General features: G+C 43.2%; 14 protein-coding genes and 6 pseudogenes. 6 read left to right on the plus strand and 14 right to left on the minus strand.

The genetic code is table 11. The annotated features are described in order from the left end of the window. From BM122_RS16685 to BM122_RS16695, 3 genes are all read right to left on the minus strand, one after another. A partial coding sequence (locus BM122_RS16685; RefSeq protein ID WP_218152132.1) for a PDC sensor domain-containing protein occupies positions 1-485 on the minus strand: 485 nt, incomplete at its 3' end. A 363-nt stretch (positions 486-848) separates the two neighbouring features. Then, complete coding sequence (locus BM122_RS16690) at positions 849-2,414, minus strand: GTPase family protein (protein WP_074906725.1); 1,566 nt, start codon at positions 2,412-2,414, stop codon at positions 849-851. Next, a complete protein-coding gene (locus BM122_RS16695) occupies positions 2,411-3,634 on the minus strand; it encodes a YcjF family protein (protein ID WP_074906726.1) in 1,224 nt (407 codons plus the stop codon). The genes BM122_RS16690 and BM122_RS16695 overlap by 4 nt, the downstream gene beginning before the upstream one ends. 506 nt (positions 3,635-4,140) lie before the next feature. On the opposite strand from BM122_RS16695, the gene BM122_RS16700 reads away from it, so the two are divergent. Together BM122_RS16700 and BM122_RS16705 are read left to right on the plus strand one after the other, a co-directional pair. Further along, on the plus strand, positions 4,141-5,154 hold the full coding sequence (locus BM122_RS16700; RefSeq protein ID WP_074906727.1) for a Kelch repeat-containing protein: 1,014 nt from the start codon (positions 4,141-4,143) through the stop codon (positions 5,152-5,154). Between the two features lie 373 nt (positions 5,155-5,527). Then, a complete protein-coding gene (locus tag BM122_RS16705; RefSeq protein WP_074906728.1) occupies positions 5,528-5,947 on the plus strand; it encodes a hypothetical protein in 420 nt (139 codons plus the stop codon). A 134-nt stretch (positions 5,948-6,081) separates the two neighbouring features. Here the strand turns inward: BM122_RS16705 and dksA are convergent, their stop codons facing one another. From dksA to BM122_RS23520, 4 genes are all read right to left on the minus strand, one after another. Continuing rightward, entirely contained in the window at positions 6,082-6,495 is a 414-nt protein-coding gene (gene dksA / locus BM122_RS16710) for an RNA polymerase-binding protein DksA (RefSeq protein ID WP_074906729.1), read from the minus strand. Between the two features lie 542 nt (positions 6,496-7,037). Then, positions 7,038-7,499, minus strand: coding sequence for a CBS domain-containing protein (locus tag BM122_RS16715; protein WP_074906730.1), 462 nt, complete (start codon positions 7,497-7,499; stop codon positions 7,038-7,040). Positions 7,500-7,878: 379 nt separating this feature from the next. Continuing rightward, complete coding sequence (locus BM122_RS16720) at positions 7,879-8,268, minus strand: hypothetical protein (protein ID WP_074906731.1); 390 nt, start codon at positions 8,266-8,268, stop codon at positions 7,879-7,881. A 394-nt stretch (positions 8,269-8,662) separates the two neighbouring features. After that, positions 8,663-8,815, minus strand: a complete 153-nt coding sequence (locus tag BM122_RS23520; protein WP_177198187.1) for a hypothetical protein — start codon at positions 8,813-8,815, stop codon at positions 8,663-8,665. A gap of 606 nt (positions 8,816-9,421) precedes the next feature. Between BM122_RS23520 and BM122_RS16725 the strand changes: the two genes are divergently transcribed. After that, positions 9,422-10,387, plus strand: a complete 966-nt coding sequence (locus BM122_RS16725) for a hypothetical protein (protein WP_074906732.1) — start codon at positions 9,422-9,424, stop codon at positions 10,385-10,387. A 187-nt stretch (positions 10,388-10,574) separates the two neighbouring features. Here the strand turns inward: BM122_RS16725 and BM122_RS16730 are convergent. The 4 genes and pseudogenes from BM122_RS16730 to BM122_RS16745 all read right to left on the minus strand — a co-directional run bounded on the left by BM122_RS16730 (position 10,575) and on the right by BM122_RS16745 (position 13,856). Then, positions 10,575-11,454 (minus strand): annotated as a pseudogene (locus BM122_RS16730) (IS982 family transposase). A gap of 399 nt (positions 11,455-11,853) precedes the next feature. After that, positions 11,854-12,018 (minus strand): transposase, encoded by a 165-nt coding sequence (locus BM122_RS26240; protein WP_218152133.1) that lies wholly within the window; start codon positions 12,016-12,018, stop codon positions 11,854-11,856. 898 nt (positions 12,019-12,916) lie between these two features. Further along, positions 12,917-13,009: pseudogene (locus tag BM122_RS26245) on the minus strand (IS6 family transposase); the annotation flags it as partial. A gap of 325 nt (positions 13,010-13,334) precedes the next feature. Further along, positions 13,335-13,856, minus strand: coding sequence for a cell wall hydrolase (locus BM122_RS16745; RefSeq protein WP_074906734.1), 522 nt, complete (start codon positions 13,854-13,856; stop codon positions 13,335-13,337). Positions 13,857-14,158: 302 nt separating this feature from the next. Between BM122_RS16745 and BM122_RS24355 the strand changes: the two genes are divergently transcribed. Both BM122_RS24355 and tnpA read left to right on the plus strand, forming a co-directional pair. Beyond that, a complete protein-coding gene (locus tag BM122_RS24355) occupies positions 14,159-14,758 on the plus strand; it encodes a hypothetical protein (protein ID WP_218152134.1) in 600 nt (199 codons plus the stop codon). 491 nt (positions 14,759-15,249) lie between these two features. Then, positions 15,250-15,682: pseudogene (gene tnpA / locus BM122_RS16755) on the plus strand (IS200/IS605 family transposase). Between the two features lie 136 nt (positions 15,683-15,818). On the opposite strand, the pseudogene BM122_RS26605 reads toward tnpA, so the two are convergent. Further along, positions 15,819-16,461 (minus strand): annotated as a pseudogene (locus BM122_RS26605) (IS982 family transposase); the annotation flags it as partial. A gap of 423 nt (positions 16,462-16,884) precedes the next feature. Further along, complete coding sequence (locus tag BM122_RS16765; protein ID WP_074906735.1) at positions 16,885-17,277, minus strand: hypothetical protein; 393 nt, start codon at positions 17,275-17,277, stop codon at positions 16,885-16,887. A gap of 517 nt (positions 17,278-17,794) precedes the next feature. On the opposite strand from BM122_RS16765, the pseudogene BM122_RS16770 reads away from it, so the two are divergent. Next, positions 17,795-18,837 (plus strand): annotated as a pseudogene (locus BM122_RS16770) (IS110 family transposase). Positions 18,838-19,162: 325 nt separating this feature from the next. Here BM122_RS16770 and BM122_RS16775 read toward each other — a convergent pair. Further along, positions 19,163-19,366: pseudogene (locus BM122_RS16775) on the minus strand (IS3 family transposase); the annotation flags it as partial. Between the last annotated feature and the right edge of the window lie 90 nt (positions 19,367-19,456).

The following is a 19,456-nucleotide window of genomic DNA, read 5'->3' on the forward strand; positions in this document are numbered from 1 at the left end:
TTAATGACGTACGTCTTATGTACGGTTTCGAATGGTGGTGAGAGGTAAAGGATGTCCGCGTTGGGATGCCGTTTGACTTCCTGAAAATAATCGCGAAAACCAATATTCATTCCGATCAATTCAGCACGCGTCGAGGCCGTGATGGTACCTTCTTTATCGACGATATTCATGGTGCGTATGCCCGGTATGATGCTGGCTGCCTTGAGGTGGCGTATTACCGCTGGCTGCCCGGCTTCGTCTTTCCAGTGAGCCAGATTGCTGCGAACATTTTCCAGCGCAAGGTTCACACTTGTCAGCTGGTACTCCGTGTTTTCAGCAATTACCCGTGCCTGAGTCGACAATCTGTCATGCTCACGGACAGCAATGCGTTCATGCTCAAAATACAGATTAAATCCAATTACCGTACCTAAAGTAATCAAGATCAAGCCAAGCCCAAGCCATTGCACATAAAAAGGTCTTCTTAGTGGAATGATCTGCAACGGCATAGCGCTCTCCTAATTGGGTACTCACCCAATTGACTCTAAGAACACCTGTTCGTTCATACATAAATCACAGACTCCTATCAACAAACACGCCATACCGCGATAGATATGCTTGGTAATTTATGCTTTATTACGCCATGTCAAGATCCATGCCGCAGCCACAACGATACTTAAAGCGCTTACAAACGACTGGGAGGTATGCTCAATAAATACTGAAGAGGATGAAAAGGAGAAAATATATCTGATACAAGCTTTTCTGCTGCTATCGCAACATTTTTCTAAACTAGGTCAAACAATACAGTAATTGATAAAAAATTTCTGTAATGTTGCTTTCAGTCAGCGTAGTCGCGGTAAATTGCAAAACCCTCATCCTTCCCCTGAACGCTTACCCAGTTTGTCTGGCAAATTCCAGAGAAACCGTCCTGTACTGAGCAGTTGACGGCGTAGCATAGCCCAGTCTTCTGCACGCTTTTTTGCATCCATACAGCGCAGTAGTCGCACTCGGAGTGCGGCATCCTGATGGTGCAGTATGGCTGCCCAGAGTGCATCATTGACGTTGTAAACTCTTCCTTCCTTGAGACATACCGGAATAACTTGCTCTATTGGTATCACAAGATCATTCGCAATTGCCTGTACCGCTGCACGAATGCTAATAGCCTTGACATCCTGCTGGTTGCTCAAATCATAAGGAGGCTGCCATGCGCTTGCCGGCCGCAAAAGATCGATATGACTTACGACGACCAGTATCGGGGGTAAGCGACGATTCAATTGTGTACTCTGGAATACGCGTAATGCATCCAGACAATGACGCTCAGTTTGTCGATCAGGGCGATTTGCTGGACTGACCCATAGAATGAGATCGGCATTCAGCGCAGCGGTGAGTACTTGCTTCTCATTAAAACGCGTGCTATCACAGCCTGGGCTATCAAAGATCAGCGCCTGGGTTAATCCTTCGCGTTGCAGCACAAATGGGGTGATGGTCTCAGTGGTATCCGGCAATACATCAGTTGCGGTGGTGAGCTTACCGAACAATGCATTGATCAAGCTCGATTTACCGGCATTGGTCCGTCCCAGCACAAGGATGCGTAGTGGTTCTTCAGGTACGGTGGCAATTTGTTCGATTTTCCTTAAATCATCGCGAGAAACAGGTGTTCTCTCTGAAGCTTGTTTGGAGCTTTCATCCAATGCTACTGGTTGGCGTCCACTGTAGAGATCGATCGCATAGTAACCTACCTTGCGCACATAAGCACGCAAAAACCAGCGATGTAGCTCACTGCGAGCGAGGCTGAAACTGCGCTCCTGGAGGTGCCGCCAGATCTCGCCAAACAAAGCACTCATTGGATTAATTATTATCCTGCCTGCCCGGTAAATGTTGTATGCTTGCTCAGCTTTGGCTTTCCAATGATGTAACCGAAGCAAATCACCAATTGTCAGGCGATCACTAAACGGTATATTTTCAGTTATATCTTTACGTAAATCACGGCTCGCCTGCTCGATGATTAACAGTGTATGCGGTACAGTAAGTTCCAGAAAAGGCTTCTCGGCTTGCGGATAATAGTAGTGTGATACTGTATCCAGCGTGCGCCTGCCTAATACTAATATCCAGGATGAATCTTCGATCGGCCAATCTTCAGGATCACACGTCTCTGCCAGCTTTTCAACCTGCTGCCACACTGCCTCCGCCTTGGATGGCCAGTCTGGATTAGGTTCGGTCACAATTCCCTCCAGCATTTGACGATCACGTTTCGCTTGCCAATAGAGCAAGCCATAACTCAACACGCTAAATACCACCATAGCGGTTGCCCAGTAAAGCAGATTCCCTGTCTGCCACAACCATACCATTCCTAGCGCGAATACCGCGAATGCGGGCACTGCTAATAAAAGCAGTGCAAATACTCGTAGTAAATCAATTTTATGCAATAACGTCTTCATTTACTGCGTAATCGCTCCTTAAGCAGGGAAGCACCACTTTCCAGCGCCTCCATATAAATTCGCCGCAGTGTCTCAGGATCGACATTAAGACCATTCTTACGTCGAGTAAAAAAATAAACTGTAGCCTTGCCTAATGCATAAGTTGTTGCACCGCTGGAGCTGGCACCCCACACCGCTCCTACTGTCTGCCCTAAAACAGGAATAATTTTGGTGACGGTACGTCCCACTAAGCGCGCGAGATAGCTGGATGCGATACCTGCTCCCAGCAGCGTAACAAATTCGGTGGTGGTACGTTTATCCCAGCTTTGCCCGTAAAGAACTGCGAGGCCATGCAATAGCTTTGCCTGAACGGCAGATACTGTCACCAAATCCACGACTGGCAGAGCACCTAGCCCGGCCGCAGTTAGCGAATAGCCGACAATATGCTGATGGGCAGTGCGTTCATAAAGGTCACGCACTTCTTTTTCACTCGTCAACTGGTGCTGCAAACCAAACGGCAAGAGAGACTCAATTGCCTGCCACAATGCTTCCAGGCCATAATCAGCTGGATCATAACCATCTTCAGGTAAGGTGAGATCCACAGCTATGCAGCGCGCAGGAAGGGAACCCGGTAATTTTTCTGCTGCAGCACGTTGGGCAAGCAAAGCACGTCGTAGCTCGATCGGAATCGTATCCGGCAGGGGTTCATCACCATAGGGCCAGGGGTAGATATGCTTGCCATCGGCAGGATAGAGTTCATGCAGGCCAGTTTGTACGATTACCAAGGGCCACTCGGGATGACGCTGACGAACTGTCCGAAGCACTTGATAGACAGGTTCCTGGTGCATATCTGCTACCTTCATTACGGCAAGCAGCAGATGCGCCTGAGATTCACAATAATGGATATCATCTGTCGGATCATAGGCAATCTCCCCAAGACCGCGCGTATCAAGAAAACGCACTAGCGGCATTTCATCAGGGCAATCATAAAAACGGGAATGGCGCGTACATGGCTGGAATCCATTGCCTATCTCCGCTGCTTCGTTACCAGTAAGCGCTCGAATGATCGAAGTTTTTCCTGCCTGTGCTTTGCCCAATAGCCATAATACTGGAAGCGGCAATTTTTTCCGTGCTTCACGCAAGGAGGATTCCAGCGCAGCTTCATCGACTTTCGGTTCAAGTAAAGCTGACTGAAGTTGTTTCCAATATTCTGACCAATTTCTAAGATTAGAAAATTTCATCAATATCAATATGGATAAGTCAGTTGACTATCAAATAGATGAGTATTGTGAAGCCTTTTTCAAGACTATTCTACCCGTTTTGCTATTATTACACTTAGAATCAAAAAATATGATTCAAGAGTCATCTGATTACTACTTAGCTACATTTAATATTATCGATAAAACTACTGTTTCTAAACTAGATTAGGGCATATAAAATAAGGGGTGATATTCTAAGGGGTAATATTCAAGAAATAACGATGGTTCTTGAAATAATGAAAAATATTAATTTATTCGAATTCTTATCGGCAGGAGAAGTTTTTTTGCTTTTCGCCAATTACACCCTCCACTCGTAACCGCGCTGTTCGTGAACGCTATGGCGATACGGTAGTCCATTAATAAAAGGGAAAGTACCTTAACAATCCTCTTGTTTGTGCAACGCCTTTATCAATTATTTTTAGCATTCAATCTGAGCTTATAAGCTAAGTAAATTCATTGATGTTGATAACTCTGAGGAGGAGCTTTACATGTTTACTTGTAAATTTTACATCATAGCAGGCGTTTTTTTTCTTTGTTTAGTAAAAGCGAGCCTGGTCTTCGCTGAAACATCCAAAATAGGTACATGGACAACCGCTTCTTCCGCTCCTAGTAAACGAACGGAAGTGATTGCGGCTACGGTCGAAGGCAAGATATATGTGGTGGGAGGATTTAATGAGCCGAAGCTTCAGAATGTTCTGAAATTTGCCATTAGCAGTGATGTGGAAGTATATGACCCCGTTTCTGACTCCTGGTCAATTAGCACACCTCTACCAGAGGGACGGCACCATGCTGGTATTGCCTCACATAATGGCATGCTGTATGTAATCGGTGGATTCACTAAATCCTTCTTGTCCGTCTGGCATGCAGTTCCCACCGTCTACCAATATAACCCTTCAACAGCAAAATGGCGTGAATTAGCTCCCATGCCGACAGCTCGTGGCGCCTTAGGCGTCACTGTTTATCAAAACCGCATCTACGCCATTGGCGGATATGATGGAAAACATAATTCTGCGGCAGTGGAAATTTTTGACCCCGAAACCAATAGCTGGTCATCCAGTACTATGATGCCTACTGCCCGAGACCATTTGGCTGTAGCAGCAGTGGGATCTCGAATCTATGCCATTGGCGGCCGATTTGATCTGGACTACCATCACAATATGGGGACAGTTGAAGAATATGATCCACAAACTAATCAATGGCGCGCTCGTGCACATCTGCCTACTGCTCGCAGCGGCATTACCGCTGGTGTAATTAATGGCTGGATTTACGTAGTCGGTGGTGAATCTGGCGAGGGTACCTTTGCTACTAATGAAGCATATGATCCAGTGAAGAATCAGTGGCATACTATGGCTCCCATGCCAACGGCACGTCATGGTCTCGGTTCCGCTGTGGCCGATGGGCGTCTATATGTAATCAGCGGTGGGCCAACGCCTGGTGGTTCATTCAGTCAAACAAACGAAGTTTTTACCCCTCCACCGGCTAATACCACCTTAAGCCAATGATACCAATGATATGTCTCCGGTAACCACTAGCAGAATATTGAAAAACTATTTATGCTCCCACTGCGTGTTCGGTACTAAAAACAGGCTCAAAATACTCATTTATCCAATATAAACTCCGCTTTTTTGTCCTGTTTTTGCCTATGATCGACGGCCTTGAACACGTTTTTCAACTGCCTACTAAGAGCTTTATATAACTTTGTATACTGTAGAGGCCATGTTATATATACCTCAGCTATCTTATTTCAAAGAAGACCACAATTCATCGTTAAAAGGCAGAAGGTCTGTTCGAATTTTACCCTACGAGATCTTACTTTTGACGTAATATATCACTTCACACTTGAAAAGCTTATTTAGTTAGATCTTGGAGATATGAATGGATATTATAAACATGGTATTTAGCTTTTTAATCGGTACAGCTGTAGGCGTTATTATCGCGCATTCATGGAACACACACGTAGCTAACCAGGCGATCACAAAAATAAACAATATTTTTGATCGATTGTGGCATCAACATCCTAAGCTTTTACAAGAGATGAAGCAGGACATGGATAATCCAGCATACAGGTTTCAAAGAGAATTTTATGTTCTCAAGAAAAATCAGCGCTTTAATCTGAATCTTGCCAAACCTTGCCTAGTATATTTCATAGAGGAGCACGATGGCTTACAAGATCAACTAAAAACTTTGGAGGATTATGGCTTTGTTAGTAACGTAACTGAACCTAATAAAAATAATTTAACCAAATACCAGCTTAGCGAAAAATTTGTTGAATTGCTTCGTAATAAACAAACTTAGTTTGTAAAAAGGTCATCATCTTCTAGACGATGACCTTCTGATAGCCAAGCTTTTGTTAACAGATTACACTACTCATCCAGACTTTAATATGAACCTCGTTTTGATTCTAAACAAATAACAGGAATCAAATAGTGCTATTTCGCTACCTGCTTTTCTTTTATTTCTTCTAGCGTTTTACAATCAATACAAAGTGAAGCAGTAGGACGTGCTTCAAGACGTTTCAATCCTATTTCGATACCACAGTTATCACAATAGCCATACTCACCTGCATCAATTTTTGCGATTGTTTCATCAATCTTTTTGATGAGTTTTCGTTCCCTATCTCGATTGCGTAGCTCGAGCGTCATATCTGATTCTTGACTAGCTCTATCATTAGGATCAGCAAAAACTGTCGCTTCTTCTTGCATCGTGTGAACCGCCCGATCTATTTCCTGCCCTAGCCCAATTCTGAGATCCTCTAGAATATTGCGAAAATATGCGAGTTGCTCAGCACTCATATATGGTTCGCCTTTTTTTGGTTTGTAAGAAACAACTGGTTCATGTGGCATACTGAACGCTCCCGTTTTTTTATTAATTACTAGCACAAATCAACCATAAAGGAATAACAGAAAAAGATACATATAGCAAGTCCGCCTGCTTGAGTACTAAATTCTTACCCACCACCCACTTATAATAAGTGCAATTCTGGCGGCGTGGTATTATACAGCAATAATCTTTGTTCATGCTAATTTTTAACAATAATCCTCTAGATGTGAGGAAAATAGGCAAGGTTGAAATCCCAGTAAACATTTCGCTCACCTACACTTTTCTCACTCATCATAACAGGTAACAGCCTGATACTAGTTGGTGGATTATTGCCGGCTTTATGGACACAGTCTGTGGATCACTTTATCTCAGTTCGCATAGTTCCAGCTTATTTCAAAAATTTAAGAATTAGCCAGCTATATAAAATTTTTTATTACTAATACTACTAACAGCATAATCCAATTCACAACATTCTGACCCACCACAACTTCCAGCAAGCGGCTCGTGACCAATAAAAAGAGATATTACAAGTCAAACGTGTCATAAATATATTACATTTAAGCTTTTAAGTGCGTCGCATCCCTTGTCTAGGCACCCCTGTATCATATATATAACGCTCAAGTTCTTTGATGACGAATTGATTTTCTGAAATTGTATCTTTCACCAAATCACCAATAGAGAGGATACCTATTACCTTGTCTGCATCTATGACGGGTAAATGGCGAACTCGCATCTCGGTAACTAGTAACATGCATTCTTCATTCGTGTTGTCTAAACCTACATAGATTACTTGTTGCGTCATGATTTCTTTGACCTGCATATCTTTCACAGGTTTATTCAATAAATAGGATTTACGCGAAAAATCTCTTTCTGTCAGAATCCCAACCAGCTTATCGTCACTCATAACTAATAATGAACCAATGTTATTATTTGCCATTAATTGCATAGCATCATAAACGGATGTATCTGGATCAATGGTAGTAACTGTATGTCCTTTCTGATGGAGTAGTTGCTTTACAGTTTTCATGATAATGCTCCTTTATGAGTAAAAAAACCGCCAGTTCATCATTCTCAATATATTGAGTAGTCTATAGTATCTGAAATACCATTACCAAGTGACTTATAAACGAGAGGATATTAGATATTAAAAAAGCAGACAGAAAGGTAAATACCTCTGCTTTGCATAATTCTAAAATAGTAGAATAAATGATTATTATATTAAAATTATTTATTTACAGAATATTACGATCTCATAAATATCGTTGAACCTATGATTTTTGAACCTAAAAAATCTAAAAATACTTTTGATTTCTTTTAATTATGATTGCACGGAGTGTCCGTGATACTCGTGCAATCATCTTAAAGGCTAAAAAGACGGCATCAGCTAAATACACTTGCCAAAATACTTAGATTAAACCTAATAATTTTTGCAAGGATTTATCAATAAATGGCTGAAAAACACCCATAAAATTGTCTAATTGGATTATACCTGCAAGTAGAATCAGGAAACCACCTATCATAATGCCACGTTTCAGCCCCCAAGCAAAATTAGCTGAAGCAGGTAATTTTGTATATGGTGGGTTCGAAGCCGAAAAAATTATTCTTAAAATGGCTAACAATACCCCAAATAATGCACACCATAGAAACAATTTAAATGAATGAAACAATCTTGTTCCTAAGTCTTCTGATGCCCACGCAATAACTGAGAAGCGCAGAAAAATTATAACAACAAGCAACAGCATCAATGAATTCCAAAATCCTCCAAATCTTGCCTTCATTTCACTTTCGAAATTCATGTTGTAATCTCTCCTTCAAAGAAAATTCTTTTAAATTTAATTATTTTCTTACTTATGCCCAGATATGCTATCTGAGAAAAATGATAATAGCACAGCAATGTACGCAGTTTGCTCCCATGAAAAAATCAGTAATAGTGTGTTGAAATGGAATGAAATAGGCAGACAATATTGCGATTGCCTACAATTTTTCTCACATCACATTCGGACACTGTGATCCAAATGAAATCTCAGTATTTTTATTTTCAGTTCACTACTGTCCGGCTAGCTATCATCCTATGAGAGATAAAGCCTGAGTAAGCTTGGGGATGAAGTAAAATCGATGTGCTCGAAACAGCAATTTTTTACCCCAATGGCTTAAGTCTAAAACACATTAACACTATATTTCACCAGTTGCTCAAACACATAGTCCGTTACCGCTTTGGTCGTGCGGTAACACGCCATGCAGGCAGGGGATCACCGGATACGGGCGCTTGACTGCCGGACGCAGTTTGTCAAATGATTTATGCGCAGTTGGCACAACGGGTTTCGCTTCGCGACCTGCAAACACCTTTCAACAGCTATGCAACTTGCCATTTTCACCTGGAAGCAATACTGATTCGCTGCTCCACACTGGTAAATGCAAGGCGCTCATCATGCTGATCTGGATATCGATGAAACAACGGGCGCAAGTTTTTATTCGCTTGAAATACTGCTTTCCAAGCTCATCAAATTTGCAACTATCGTAATCCTGGGTATATATGTACTTGTAGTGCAGTTTTTGAATTAGTGCTTAACGCCATAGCCATGTTCAATCACAGTAACATCTGCCTATCGCTCATATTGGGTCAAATATTGCGTTAGTTGCTTGTCACACCCAGTAGCACCGCGGGCATCATTTTTTCATCATAAAAGAAATGAACAGCAATTACGGATTTAATCTCGCCATCCGAGATAAATTATTTAGCACATACATAAAAAGGGAAACCTTTAAGGTATTAAATCAAGCTAAAATAATCAATATTGATTTGGTTTTGCACATAAAGTGAATTAAGGGGTGCTACACAGTTAGGCAATAAAACCGTTATATCGATATAGCACTTCACTCCAGCTTATGGCAACAGATGTCCATCACTTCATAGAAAATAATAATTGATAAATACAAGGAACAATTGATTTGACAAAATATTTCGATGTTTTTAACGGTGATGCAGATGGTATCTGCGCGCTAATTCAACTTCGCCTAGCCAAGCCACTTGATGCGGAATTAATTACTGGCGTTAAGCGCGACATTACACTACTGCAACAAGTTAATGCTATAGCGGGGGACCGTATCACTGTTCTGGATATTTCGCTCGATCGCAACCGTACAGATCTTCAGCGATTGCTTGCGACAGGGGCAAATGTTCATTATTTGGATCACCATTATGCCGGTGAAATTCCTGTACATGGCAACCTACAGGCTATGATCGACGAATCGCCTGATACTTGTACCAGTCTATTGGTTGATCGCTTTCTAAATGAACGCTATTCCCTTTGGGCTATTGTCGCCGCTTTCGGCGATAACTTGGTATCTATAGCACAAAAACGCTGCTCCGAACTCGGTCTAAATGCAGTCGATACTCAATTATTACGTCAACTAGGTGAATTACTCAACTACAATGGTTATGGTTCTTATATCGAGGATCTTCATTTTCACCCCGCATCGCTTTTTCGTGCGCTACAGCACTTTGACGACCCACGTGAAGCTTATGGCAGTTCACCTGAGGTAGCTATTCTGACAAAAGGTTATGCTGCAGACATGCATCACATCTCAGCGTTGACACCTTTAGTTGCGACTAATACAGTCGCAGTTTATCAGCTTCCGGATGTAGCCTGGGCACGCCGTACAGTCGGTACTTTGGCAAATAATTTATCGCAAACATATCCCGAGCGCGCTCATTTGATTCTTTGCTCAGACGGTCAAGGTTCGTTATCCATTAGTGTGCGTGCTGCAAAAACACACCCATATGGCGCATCGGCATTTTGTCGTCGCTACCCAGAAGGAGGCGGACGTGAAGCAGCGGCTGGAATCAATCGGTATCCAGAAGTAATGGTAGCTGATCTTATTGCTGATTTTGTGCGAGCATTTGGTAGTCCCTAAAGGGAAGATCACTACTGTCCGGTTTAGCAGAATCAAGGCTAAGTTATTGAGCTGATGGAGAGCTTGGAAGATCGGTGATGGTGCAACCAAGGATTCCAGTTGCCTTCTAATTCCATTTCTAGATCAAAACTGAATTTGTCTACTTCACCTTGCCGTATTATTTATAACCTGAGTTCGGGATAAGCTTTCAAGCTTTGGCCAAGCAATTGACCCTGGTCAGGTTCAAGGCTGGCTTGTTATCGGACAAACAGTAAGCCACGATGCCAGCCATCAGATTGACGAGGAAATTGAAAAGGGAGCGATGGCGGGTGTGCTCGATCTGGCAAAGATTCTTCAATTCGTCGAAGACCGTCTCGATCAGGGAACGGCGGCGTAGAATGATTTTTTCGAACTCGGTACGAGGCACAGGCTTCATGTTTTTCTTAAGGGTAGTGATGAGTTGAAGGTCTTGCCGGGCCAGTGTCGAAGTCAAGCCAATGGGCGATATAGCCCTTATCGGCGAATAACTGGCCGAACAGTCCTTGGCAGAGGTTGGGCATGGGCTGACGGTCATCCACATTGCCGGGAATGAGCTGGAGGCGGATCAGCTCACCCTTGGAGTTGATAATGGCGTGGAGCTTGAATCCATAGAACCAACCCATCGAGGTCTTGCCGCGCTGGGCGCTGTCTGCGAAGACTCGATGGCGGGCGATGCGCCGGTTATCACAAACAGCGATCGGGGTGGCGTCGGCAATGGAAATCCCGTCGCATTGGCCTTTGAGTACCTCGAACAAGGCTGCCAAGGGAGCTGCACAGCGGGGCAGGAGTTCCACACATCGTTGATAGCTCGGCAGCTTCGGAAACTCAGTCCGCAAGTGGCGGCACACGTAGGCCAGGTAAAAACTCTTGAACTGGTAAAAGCGCAACTGATGGAACAAAACGGCCAGAGTCATCAACTCCGACAAGCTTAACTGGCTTCGTCGTTTGCGCTTTTTTGCTCCTGTTCCCAGAAGACGGTGCTCTAAAGTGGGTTCAAACAGGCGGCAGAAATCATCCATAAGGCAAAAAAGTTCGGTTAAACTGTCCATGGGCGTCTCCCGGATGCGATTAATTTATGTGTGGGAACATAATTTTACGCAAAAAAGCAGGCGCTCACTCTCACTCTTCTTATCCCGAACTCAGGTTATTTATACTGTCTGCGGCTTGCCTTCGCGTCATTTTTGATTTGGAAATGGAATAACGAAGAGGTTAACCCAAATTTTCCATTAGAATTAATTAAAGGATGAATATTGGGCCAAATTTAACAGGAAGATCAAATGTTTTTGACTTTCCCAAAGGCCATTGATCCATTGACGCTGTTGCATGGCAGCGGCTAGGTTAATAATCTTTTTTCGGCCTTCATGAGTGATTTAACCTGTTAGCGAAGTGCTTGAAACATAGGGTTTAAGGGGGTGTTGGACATCAGGTTTGCCTGACACCCTATCACTTCATAATCCTGCCTGACGAAACAAACCCATCAAATTGCAAGCCAGTATTACTGTCATTAAAGCAACTTCAGTGGCCCAGAAATCCCTGAGATTAAAACTTTCTCTACCAAAATTATACTTGAATTCTTTGATATGGTTTTCACAGTCAGCACGGCCACGATACAAATAAACGCCAAAGCTTAGCTTTAGGTAAATCCATCTAAGTGATCAGTGCACTATTACTCAAACTATTATCTGCCCCCGAAGCAACAAGACTTGTTTACCAGCCGGTTTATCCAAATTGTCGTCCAAAAAGGTCAATGCATTATCGGCAGTATGGCTGTTGCCCGGCCTTAGCGATGAATTGGCTACCATGTGAATCACTGCGAAAAAAAACCATCAAGGAATAATAAGAATAACGCTCGTGCTCGCGCGGGTTATAAACTTGCGCCGCGCCTCCCTACTGCCCATAGCGTGTCATTACCGTTGAATCCAGATCCAATATTAATCCGTCAGTGTGAGGATTGTCAAAAACCAGCGGTATTAATTATCAAATACCCGCGTGTTTATGCTTTAATCAAACTTCCTGAACAACTGCATGATTGCTTCGAAATTGGCCATTCGTTTAAAACTAAACAGCTTCTTCATACAGGATCATGTCGCCGGATCACTTCCGTCTGTTCAAAAAGGCTTGCTCCATACCATACTGATAACATGAACTGCAAATGAATGGGCGCATAACTCGATTACTGACAGGTTGCGGCAAACTACAGCAGCTTTACTGAACCCAATTCGGCCCAGCATCCGCTTCATCAACCCCATGCCACCCCAAGTTGTTATCTCTTCATTAGTAAAGCAAAGCTCAAAATCCCCGAAGATCCTCCGGAATAAAAACGCGCATGAGTCAATCTACCTTAACTTAACATGTTATCTTCCTTATTTTTAACAACTTATTCTATTAGCTTCCATTAGAAAATCTTCCTAATGGAAAATCTGGGTTTATGCTGAATAGGATTAGAATTAGCTCGCACCGATTGGGTATTTGCATTTTTGCAAATTTGATCCAGCGACTTCGTGTACTTGCGACCCAGCGATTTAAGCTGGAATGGTCAACCATAACGCTGCGCTCCCACATCATTTCTTCCAATTGTCGATAACTGATGGGATAAGACACATATCTGAGATATACTGAATTTCATTACTTTATCTGACAGCACATAAATGGACGCAGCGTTGATCTTTGTTGCAAAGGGTATCCCTGAGGCCTCACCACACCTTGCCTCATACTTAGCCATCCATATCTTTACTCTGTCCAACCGCGTTTTTTAGGTTCATAATCGGCTTCGTGATCCAATATCATGTCAACAGCCATTTCACGGAATTTGGGTAAGTTTATTATCGATTTATTCATAGCTCCATTCTCAAGAAATGAAATCCTGATTATTCCTTCGTGATTTAATGATGTAACAGAGCCTCTGTGATCGTCCACCTCTGTATCTTCCCTAGCGTTTGCGGTAGAAAATATGTCCGCCATCGGTGACGTGAGGGCGCATTTTGTGTGACCACTTCGGTTTGACTTTCTTGCTGTGACACCACAACACCCCATTCATCGCTTTATCGCTATTGATGTATTTGTTTCCGAATCGGTGATCAGAAATCATTGTACCAGCCAGGAACAATGCCCGAGCCCAGGCATCGCCATCATATACCTTATCGGTTTTGCCATCGCGAGTCCATGAGAACTGGTGCGGTTGCCAGACCACGCCGCACAGGGTTCTCGGGTAGGCTGGATTATCAAGCCGCTCCAGCGTCACTCTGGCGACCTTGGTTTGCGTCCTCAATGATTCCCCGCGTGCCTCGAAGTAAATATTGCAGGCCAAGCAGATCGTTTCGTCCCGACGCACCACGTTGCAGTCAAGCACGGCGCTTTGCCGGGTTGCCTTTACCTCAAGCGCTGATGCGGTGCGATTCAGAACACATATTGCCGCTAGGGATGTAACCAGAATTTGTGAACGAAAACCCATTTTATGAATAATAAATACTTGTTTGCACTATCTCCGGTATGACCTACTACCTAGTAGTACGCGAGTTTAAATTGTTTCAATTACTCTAAAATCCGACTATTTCCAGTCGCGTTTTTTTCTTCAAATACTGTTTTGAGGAATAATTTTAGGTTCGAAAAAAACAAATAAACAGTCTGCATTTGCAGTAAATGATCAAACCGATTTTTTTTGAAGCCAGAGGGATTAACAGCCGAGACGAACGGAGTTACTACAATGCGAATTAAGGTGACGAAGAAGTTATCACTATCTACCTGTTCGCTGTAGTGGACAAGCATAGAGGAATCAAAGGTATTTATGAGTATGCGGATCGTCATTTACGTGATTGGTTTCCGCGACTCCCGGGTTATGTAGCTTATGTTCAGCGCCTGAATCAGGTGGCTGATGTGTTTGCGCCCTTATTGGCACTGATTCAGCAGCAACAGGCAGCCAGGAATTCCGGGCAAGTTCGGCTGATCGATTCATTTCCAGTAGCCTTGGCCAAACAAGGCCATCGATTTAAGGCGTGTGTAGCGAAAGAGTTGGCGGATTCAGGCTACTACTCAACCAAGAAGTTGTATTATCATAGTGTGCGGGTTCCTATCATAGGAAGCCGCCAACCAGGCTCATTGCCGATCCCTGAGTATATTGGTGTGACTGGCGCCAGCGACCATGATGGCAAGATATTTGATCAGATTCGGCCACAATTGCACAACAACGAACTGTATGGTGATAAAGCTTATCAACGGCCCGACGCCGAAGACGTCAGGCAAGCTCAGAATCTGACCGTCTTGACACCCGTTAAAAAACAAAAAGGGCAACCCTATTCTCAAACCACAGGATCAATGGTTGTCTACAGCGGTGTCTCGCGTTCGGCAACCGATTGAAGCATTATTTGCCTGGGTAGAAGAAAAACAGGCATTGAATGTGCCAGCAAAGTTCGTTCTTATAAAGGGCTTATGGTGCATGTATTCGGAAAGCTGGCTGCGGCTCTGTTTTTCTGGAATTTTTTACAAGTTAACTCTTAATTCGCATTACAGGAGAGACTTATAATCAGTCTTGAAAAAATATATGGAAATTTGAAAAGAGAGTTTTCCTATAAAGTAGATGTAATTCTTTCCATTCGTTGCTGTATTATGGTAACGTTCTCATAATCTACAAGCCCGGCATGAATCGTTAAGATTAATATTGCAGAATTCAAGTGATAGCAATGTTTGTCACTCATCGATAAAGCAAAATAAACCGAAGGCTATTGTTAACCCGTGACGTGAAATCCCCCGGCTATGCCGGGGTGACAGTAGTAGTTTGACATATACGGGAGCCCATCAGCGAAACTCGGATCGTGAGCCGCCAAGCATACGATAAAAGGAGAATCGAGATGGACGAGAGTGAAAGCCTAAGCTATAGCAAATGGGAATGCAAATACCAAATCATATTTATACACGAAATGTCGGAGGAAGACGCTGTATGAGCAATTGAGGCCGCACTTTGGGGAAGTTTTCATGAGACTGGCCGAATATAAGGACAACCGGATAGAAGAAGGACATCTGATGCCGGATCATGCACATATGCTGATATCGATCCCGCCCAAGCATGCGGTGTCCCAAGTAGTTGGATACATCAAGGACAAGAGCGAGATTCATTTGGCGCGAGTATACGGAGAGCGCAAACGCAACTTTGTAGGGTAGCATTTTTGGGCGAGAGGCTACTTCGTGTCAACGGTAGGACGAGATGAAAAAAAGATAAGGGAATACATTCGTCACCACGAGGAAGAAGATAAACGTTTGGATCAGATGATTCTGTGGCGATGACCGGCTACCTTTAGGTCGCTAAAGAGGTTGGGGCCGCGTAAGCGACTCCATTTTACCGCTTTGAGTGACTGACAAAATTAAAGCCCCCGGCTTTACTAGGGGATATCTACTTAACGTGAGTTCGACATAAGAATCATCACATCACGACTGGAAGAGCTTGAGGGAGTCTGATATTAAGCGAGGGTTTCTTCTCGCGGAACGTGTAAACCACCAGCCCGGCTATCAGATTAACAAAGGATTTGAATGGGCTGCGATGACGGGAATGCTCGATTTGCGAGATATTCTTCAATAGGTCATTGACGGTGTCTCAATAATCGAGCGTTTACGTAACAGCAGCTTGTCAAAAAGCGGCAACAGCTTATTTTTCATGTTTTTGCGTACCTTGGTAACGAGCTGCACACCTTGTTCCCAGAGTTGCTCAAAGAGTGGCTGCGAAAGTTAGCCCCGATAACCAAAGAGTTTTCCAAATAAGGAGCGCGTAAACTCTGGTACTGGGTCACGGTCATCCACATTGCCCGACGTGATTTTCTACTGCCAGCAATTCCCCCTGGTCATTGATGACCAAGTGCAACTTGAACCCATAAAATCAATCTACACTAGTCTTTCCCCGAGCAGCAAACTCTGCCATTACTTTATGCGACCCAATGCGGCGATTGTGGCACACGCTGATCTTGGTCGAATCAATGAAGCTGATCCCACTGCATTGCCCAAAGCGGCTGGTCAGAAAACAGCACAAGGGCACCAAGCTACCTTAAAGCCAACTCCACAAAGCGGTTGTATAGATAATCTTATATAAAATGATTAAAATACATAGGCGGCAAAAAGCTGCTCGATGGCACAACTTTCCCTTTTTCTGATGGCTTTGGCTTGGGCCCATTTTGGCTCAATGTCATTAAAGTCCGGGGAAATTGTGGATAATTATTGATTCTATTAATGGAATAAAATAGCATGTAACGTTATAAAAGATTATGTGGCAATAATGTTACATCTATTCTGATCATAGCTAGGATTTTAGCTGCAATAAGATTAACAAAACAAATTATTTCGTTCAGACATAACCTATGACTAAAAGCATAAATACAAAAAGAAAGGCCGCGTGTGTATAATTGACACTGCGGCTTACTTTTTTTCATTTTTTAGTCTTCAGAAGCTTGAATGCATGTTTTCATAAATGCTAGTTCAATTAAGAATCCACATTCCTTTTACTTGTTAAAACCGAGTTCTCGTTTTTCTTCTTCTTGTGCCATTTCTCGATGAATGGCAGCCTCTTTCAAATTCTCTTTGATAGAATTTTCATATTGGCGGATTTTAGCAGTAATATGTGACTGACGGTCTTGGCCTCTCCGCCCATAAGCATTACTATGTCCTTCATATTCTTCAAGCAGTTTTTTCTGTTCTTGCAGCTTTGCTTTCATCTCATTGGCCGTATCTTCGTAATGTTTCGCTATGGCATTGTGATTGTTAGGGTCTATGTTGCGCAAATTAGCGCTATAAGATTCATTACTCTGAATGTTCCCTATTGGATTCATTTGTGCACAGCCAACTAAGAAACCAAGCATAATCACAATCATCAATAAAGTCAGTTTTTTTATCATTTCATCTCCATCAACTTACTTTAATTTTGTCCTATTTTTTTATTTAAAAATTTCTTAATAAAATACTATGTCAGTATTTTATTAAGAATAACCACATTGAAAATGCGTTCTTTGAAGGAAACAATTATAATCAGCAAGACGATTTAAAATGGTACTCTACTTAATATTTCGATATGATTTTTTTAATTTTACTCATAATAACACTATGGTTTTTAATATTAACCTTATTAACTACATTACAATTTGCTCTTACGCCATATGATACCGATGCAACAAACAAAAAATAAGTCTTAATAATAGAAATTAATTGTTTCTATAATGAATACAATTAAATTATAAAGGTGCCTATGTTTTAACCCTGATATAGATAGCTGAATTAAGTGACTAATTAGGTGAAAGAACATGCATTTGAATAACTTGGCAAGTGAGGTAATGGAATGGACGCCCACTACCCAAAACGGCATCAAAGTGCCAAAGTAATGGTGCAATAACCACTCAACTAGATAGGAGCGTCAATATGAAGATTACAACAATAGGTATTGATCTGGCAAAAGAAGTGTTTCAGATCCACGGTGTAGATGAGCATGGCAAGGCCGTGTTGCGTAAGCAATTACGCCGCAGCAAGATGGCGGAGTTCTTTGCTAATCTGGAGCCCTGCTTGATTGGCTTGGAAGCGTGCGGTAGTTCCCATCACTGGGCGAGAAAGTTGGGTGGATTTGGGCATACTGTCAAGCTCACGTCGCCTGAGTTTGTCAAGCCCTATGTCAAGACTAACAAGCATGATAGGACCGATGCGGAAGCGATTCTCTGAAGCAGTGACTCGACCCAATATGCGCTTTGTCCCACTCAAGAATGTTGAGCAACAGGCCATGCTATCAGTGCACCGAGCCCGACAGGGATTTGTTAAGGCGAGAACTGCACAGGCAAATCAGATACGCGGTCTACTCTCTGAGTTTGGTATCGTCATCCCTCAGGGCATCCAATCGATTGGCAAACGCATGCCTGACATTCTGGAAGATGCCGAAAATGATTTGCCAGGAACCATGCGCCGATTGCTGGAAAGTCTGACCGACCACCTAAAGGAACTGGAGGGCCGAGTGAACGAATTAGAGTTACCAATCAAGCTTTGGCACAAGGAGAACGAAGCCAGCCAAAGATTGGAAGCCATTGCTGGTGTTGGCCCGATTACAGCGAGCGCCATTGTGGCAGCCGTAGGAAACGCGACGGAGTTTAAGGACAGCAGACAATTAGCAGCATGGCTAGGGTTGGTGCCCAAGCAGCATGCAAGTGGAGGCAAGCAGTTATTGCTCGGTATCAGCAAACGTGATGATACTTATCTTCGCACCCTGCTGATCCACGGAGCCAGAGCCGTCATCCGCTTTGCCGAAAAGAAGGCCGAGCCAGGAAGTTGGCTGTACCAAGCTGATAGCACGGCGCAACAAGAACGTTGCTGCTGTTGCCCTGGCAAACAAGAATGCCCGCATCATCTGGGCATTGCTTACCCAAAAAGCGACACTTCACCCTGATCACACTATGGCATCAACTGCTGTAGCTCATTGATCGCGACGGTTGAATAGAGGCGTATTGGTAATGTTGCATTAAAAACGAGTTTAAGGAGAAAGATTACCACCGATTGCGCAGGCAATCATGACATGATGGCGAGACTGGTCAGACCGTGAGTGGCTAAACCTGAACAACACACAGTGCATCAAGCACGTTGAGGTGATAAGGCGCTACTCAGCAAATTCCATCAGGGGCAGAGGCAATACGCTTCATACAAAGCCCGTATGTATGGCAGCAATCTTTACCTGCTCAAAATCATTAGCTGAAAGCTTGGCAAAAAGTGGGCGCCATGTATGTGTTGTCAAATATGGAGTCCATATGATTAAGCAGCGAGTAGATTTGCATAGTATTGCTGTGTAAATTCTGCGGGCGATAGGTAGCCTAATTTTTCCTGTTTGCGCTGCCGGTTATAAAAGATCTCGATATATTCGGTAATCTCCTGTTTGGCTTGCAGTCGTGTTTTGAATTTTCGATGAGGTACCAATTCGTTTTTAAGAGTTCCCCAGAAGCTTTCCATAGGAGCATTGACGCTCCTATGTCAAGTAATTGCAGCAGCATCAGATAAATCTGCGAGAATAAGCGGATACAATTCACGAACAATGTAACGCTTCAGGCA

The sequence above is a fragment of the Nitrosomonas communis genome (genome assembly GCF_900114745.1).
Lineage (GTDB): Bacteria > Pseudomonadota > Gammaproteobacteria > Burkholderiales > Nitrosomonadaceae > Nitrosomonas > Nitrosomonas communis_A.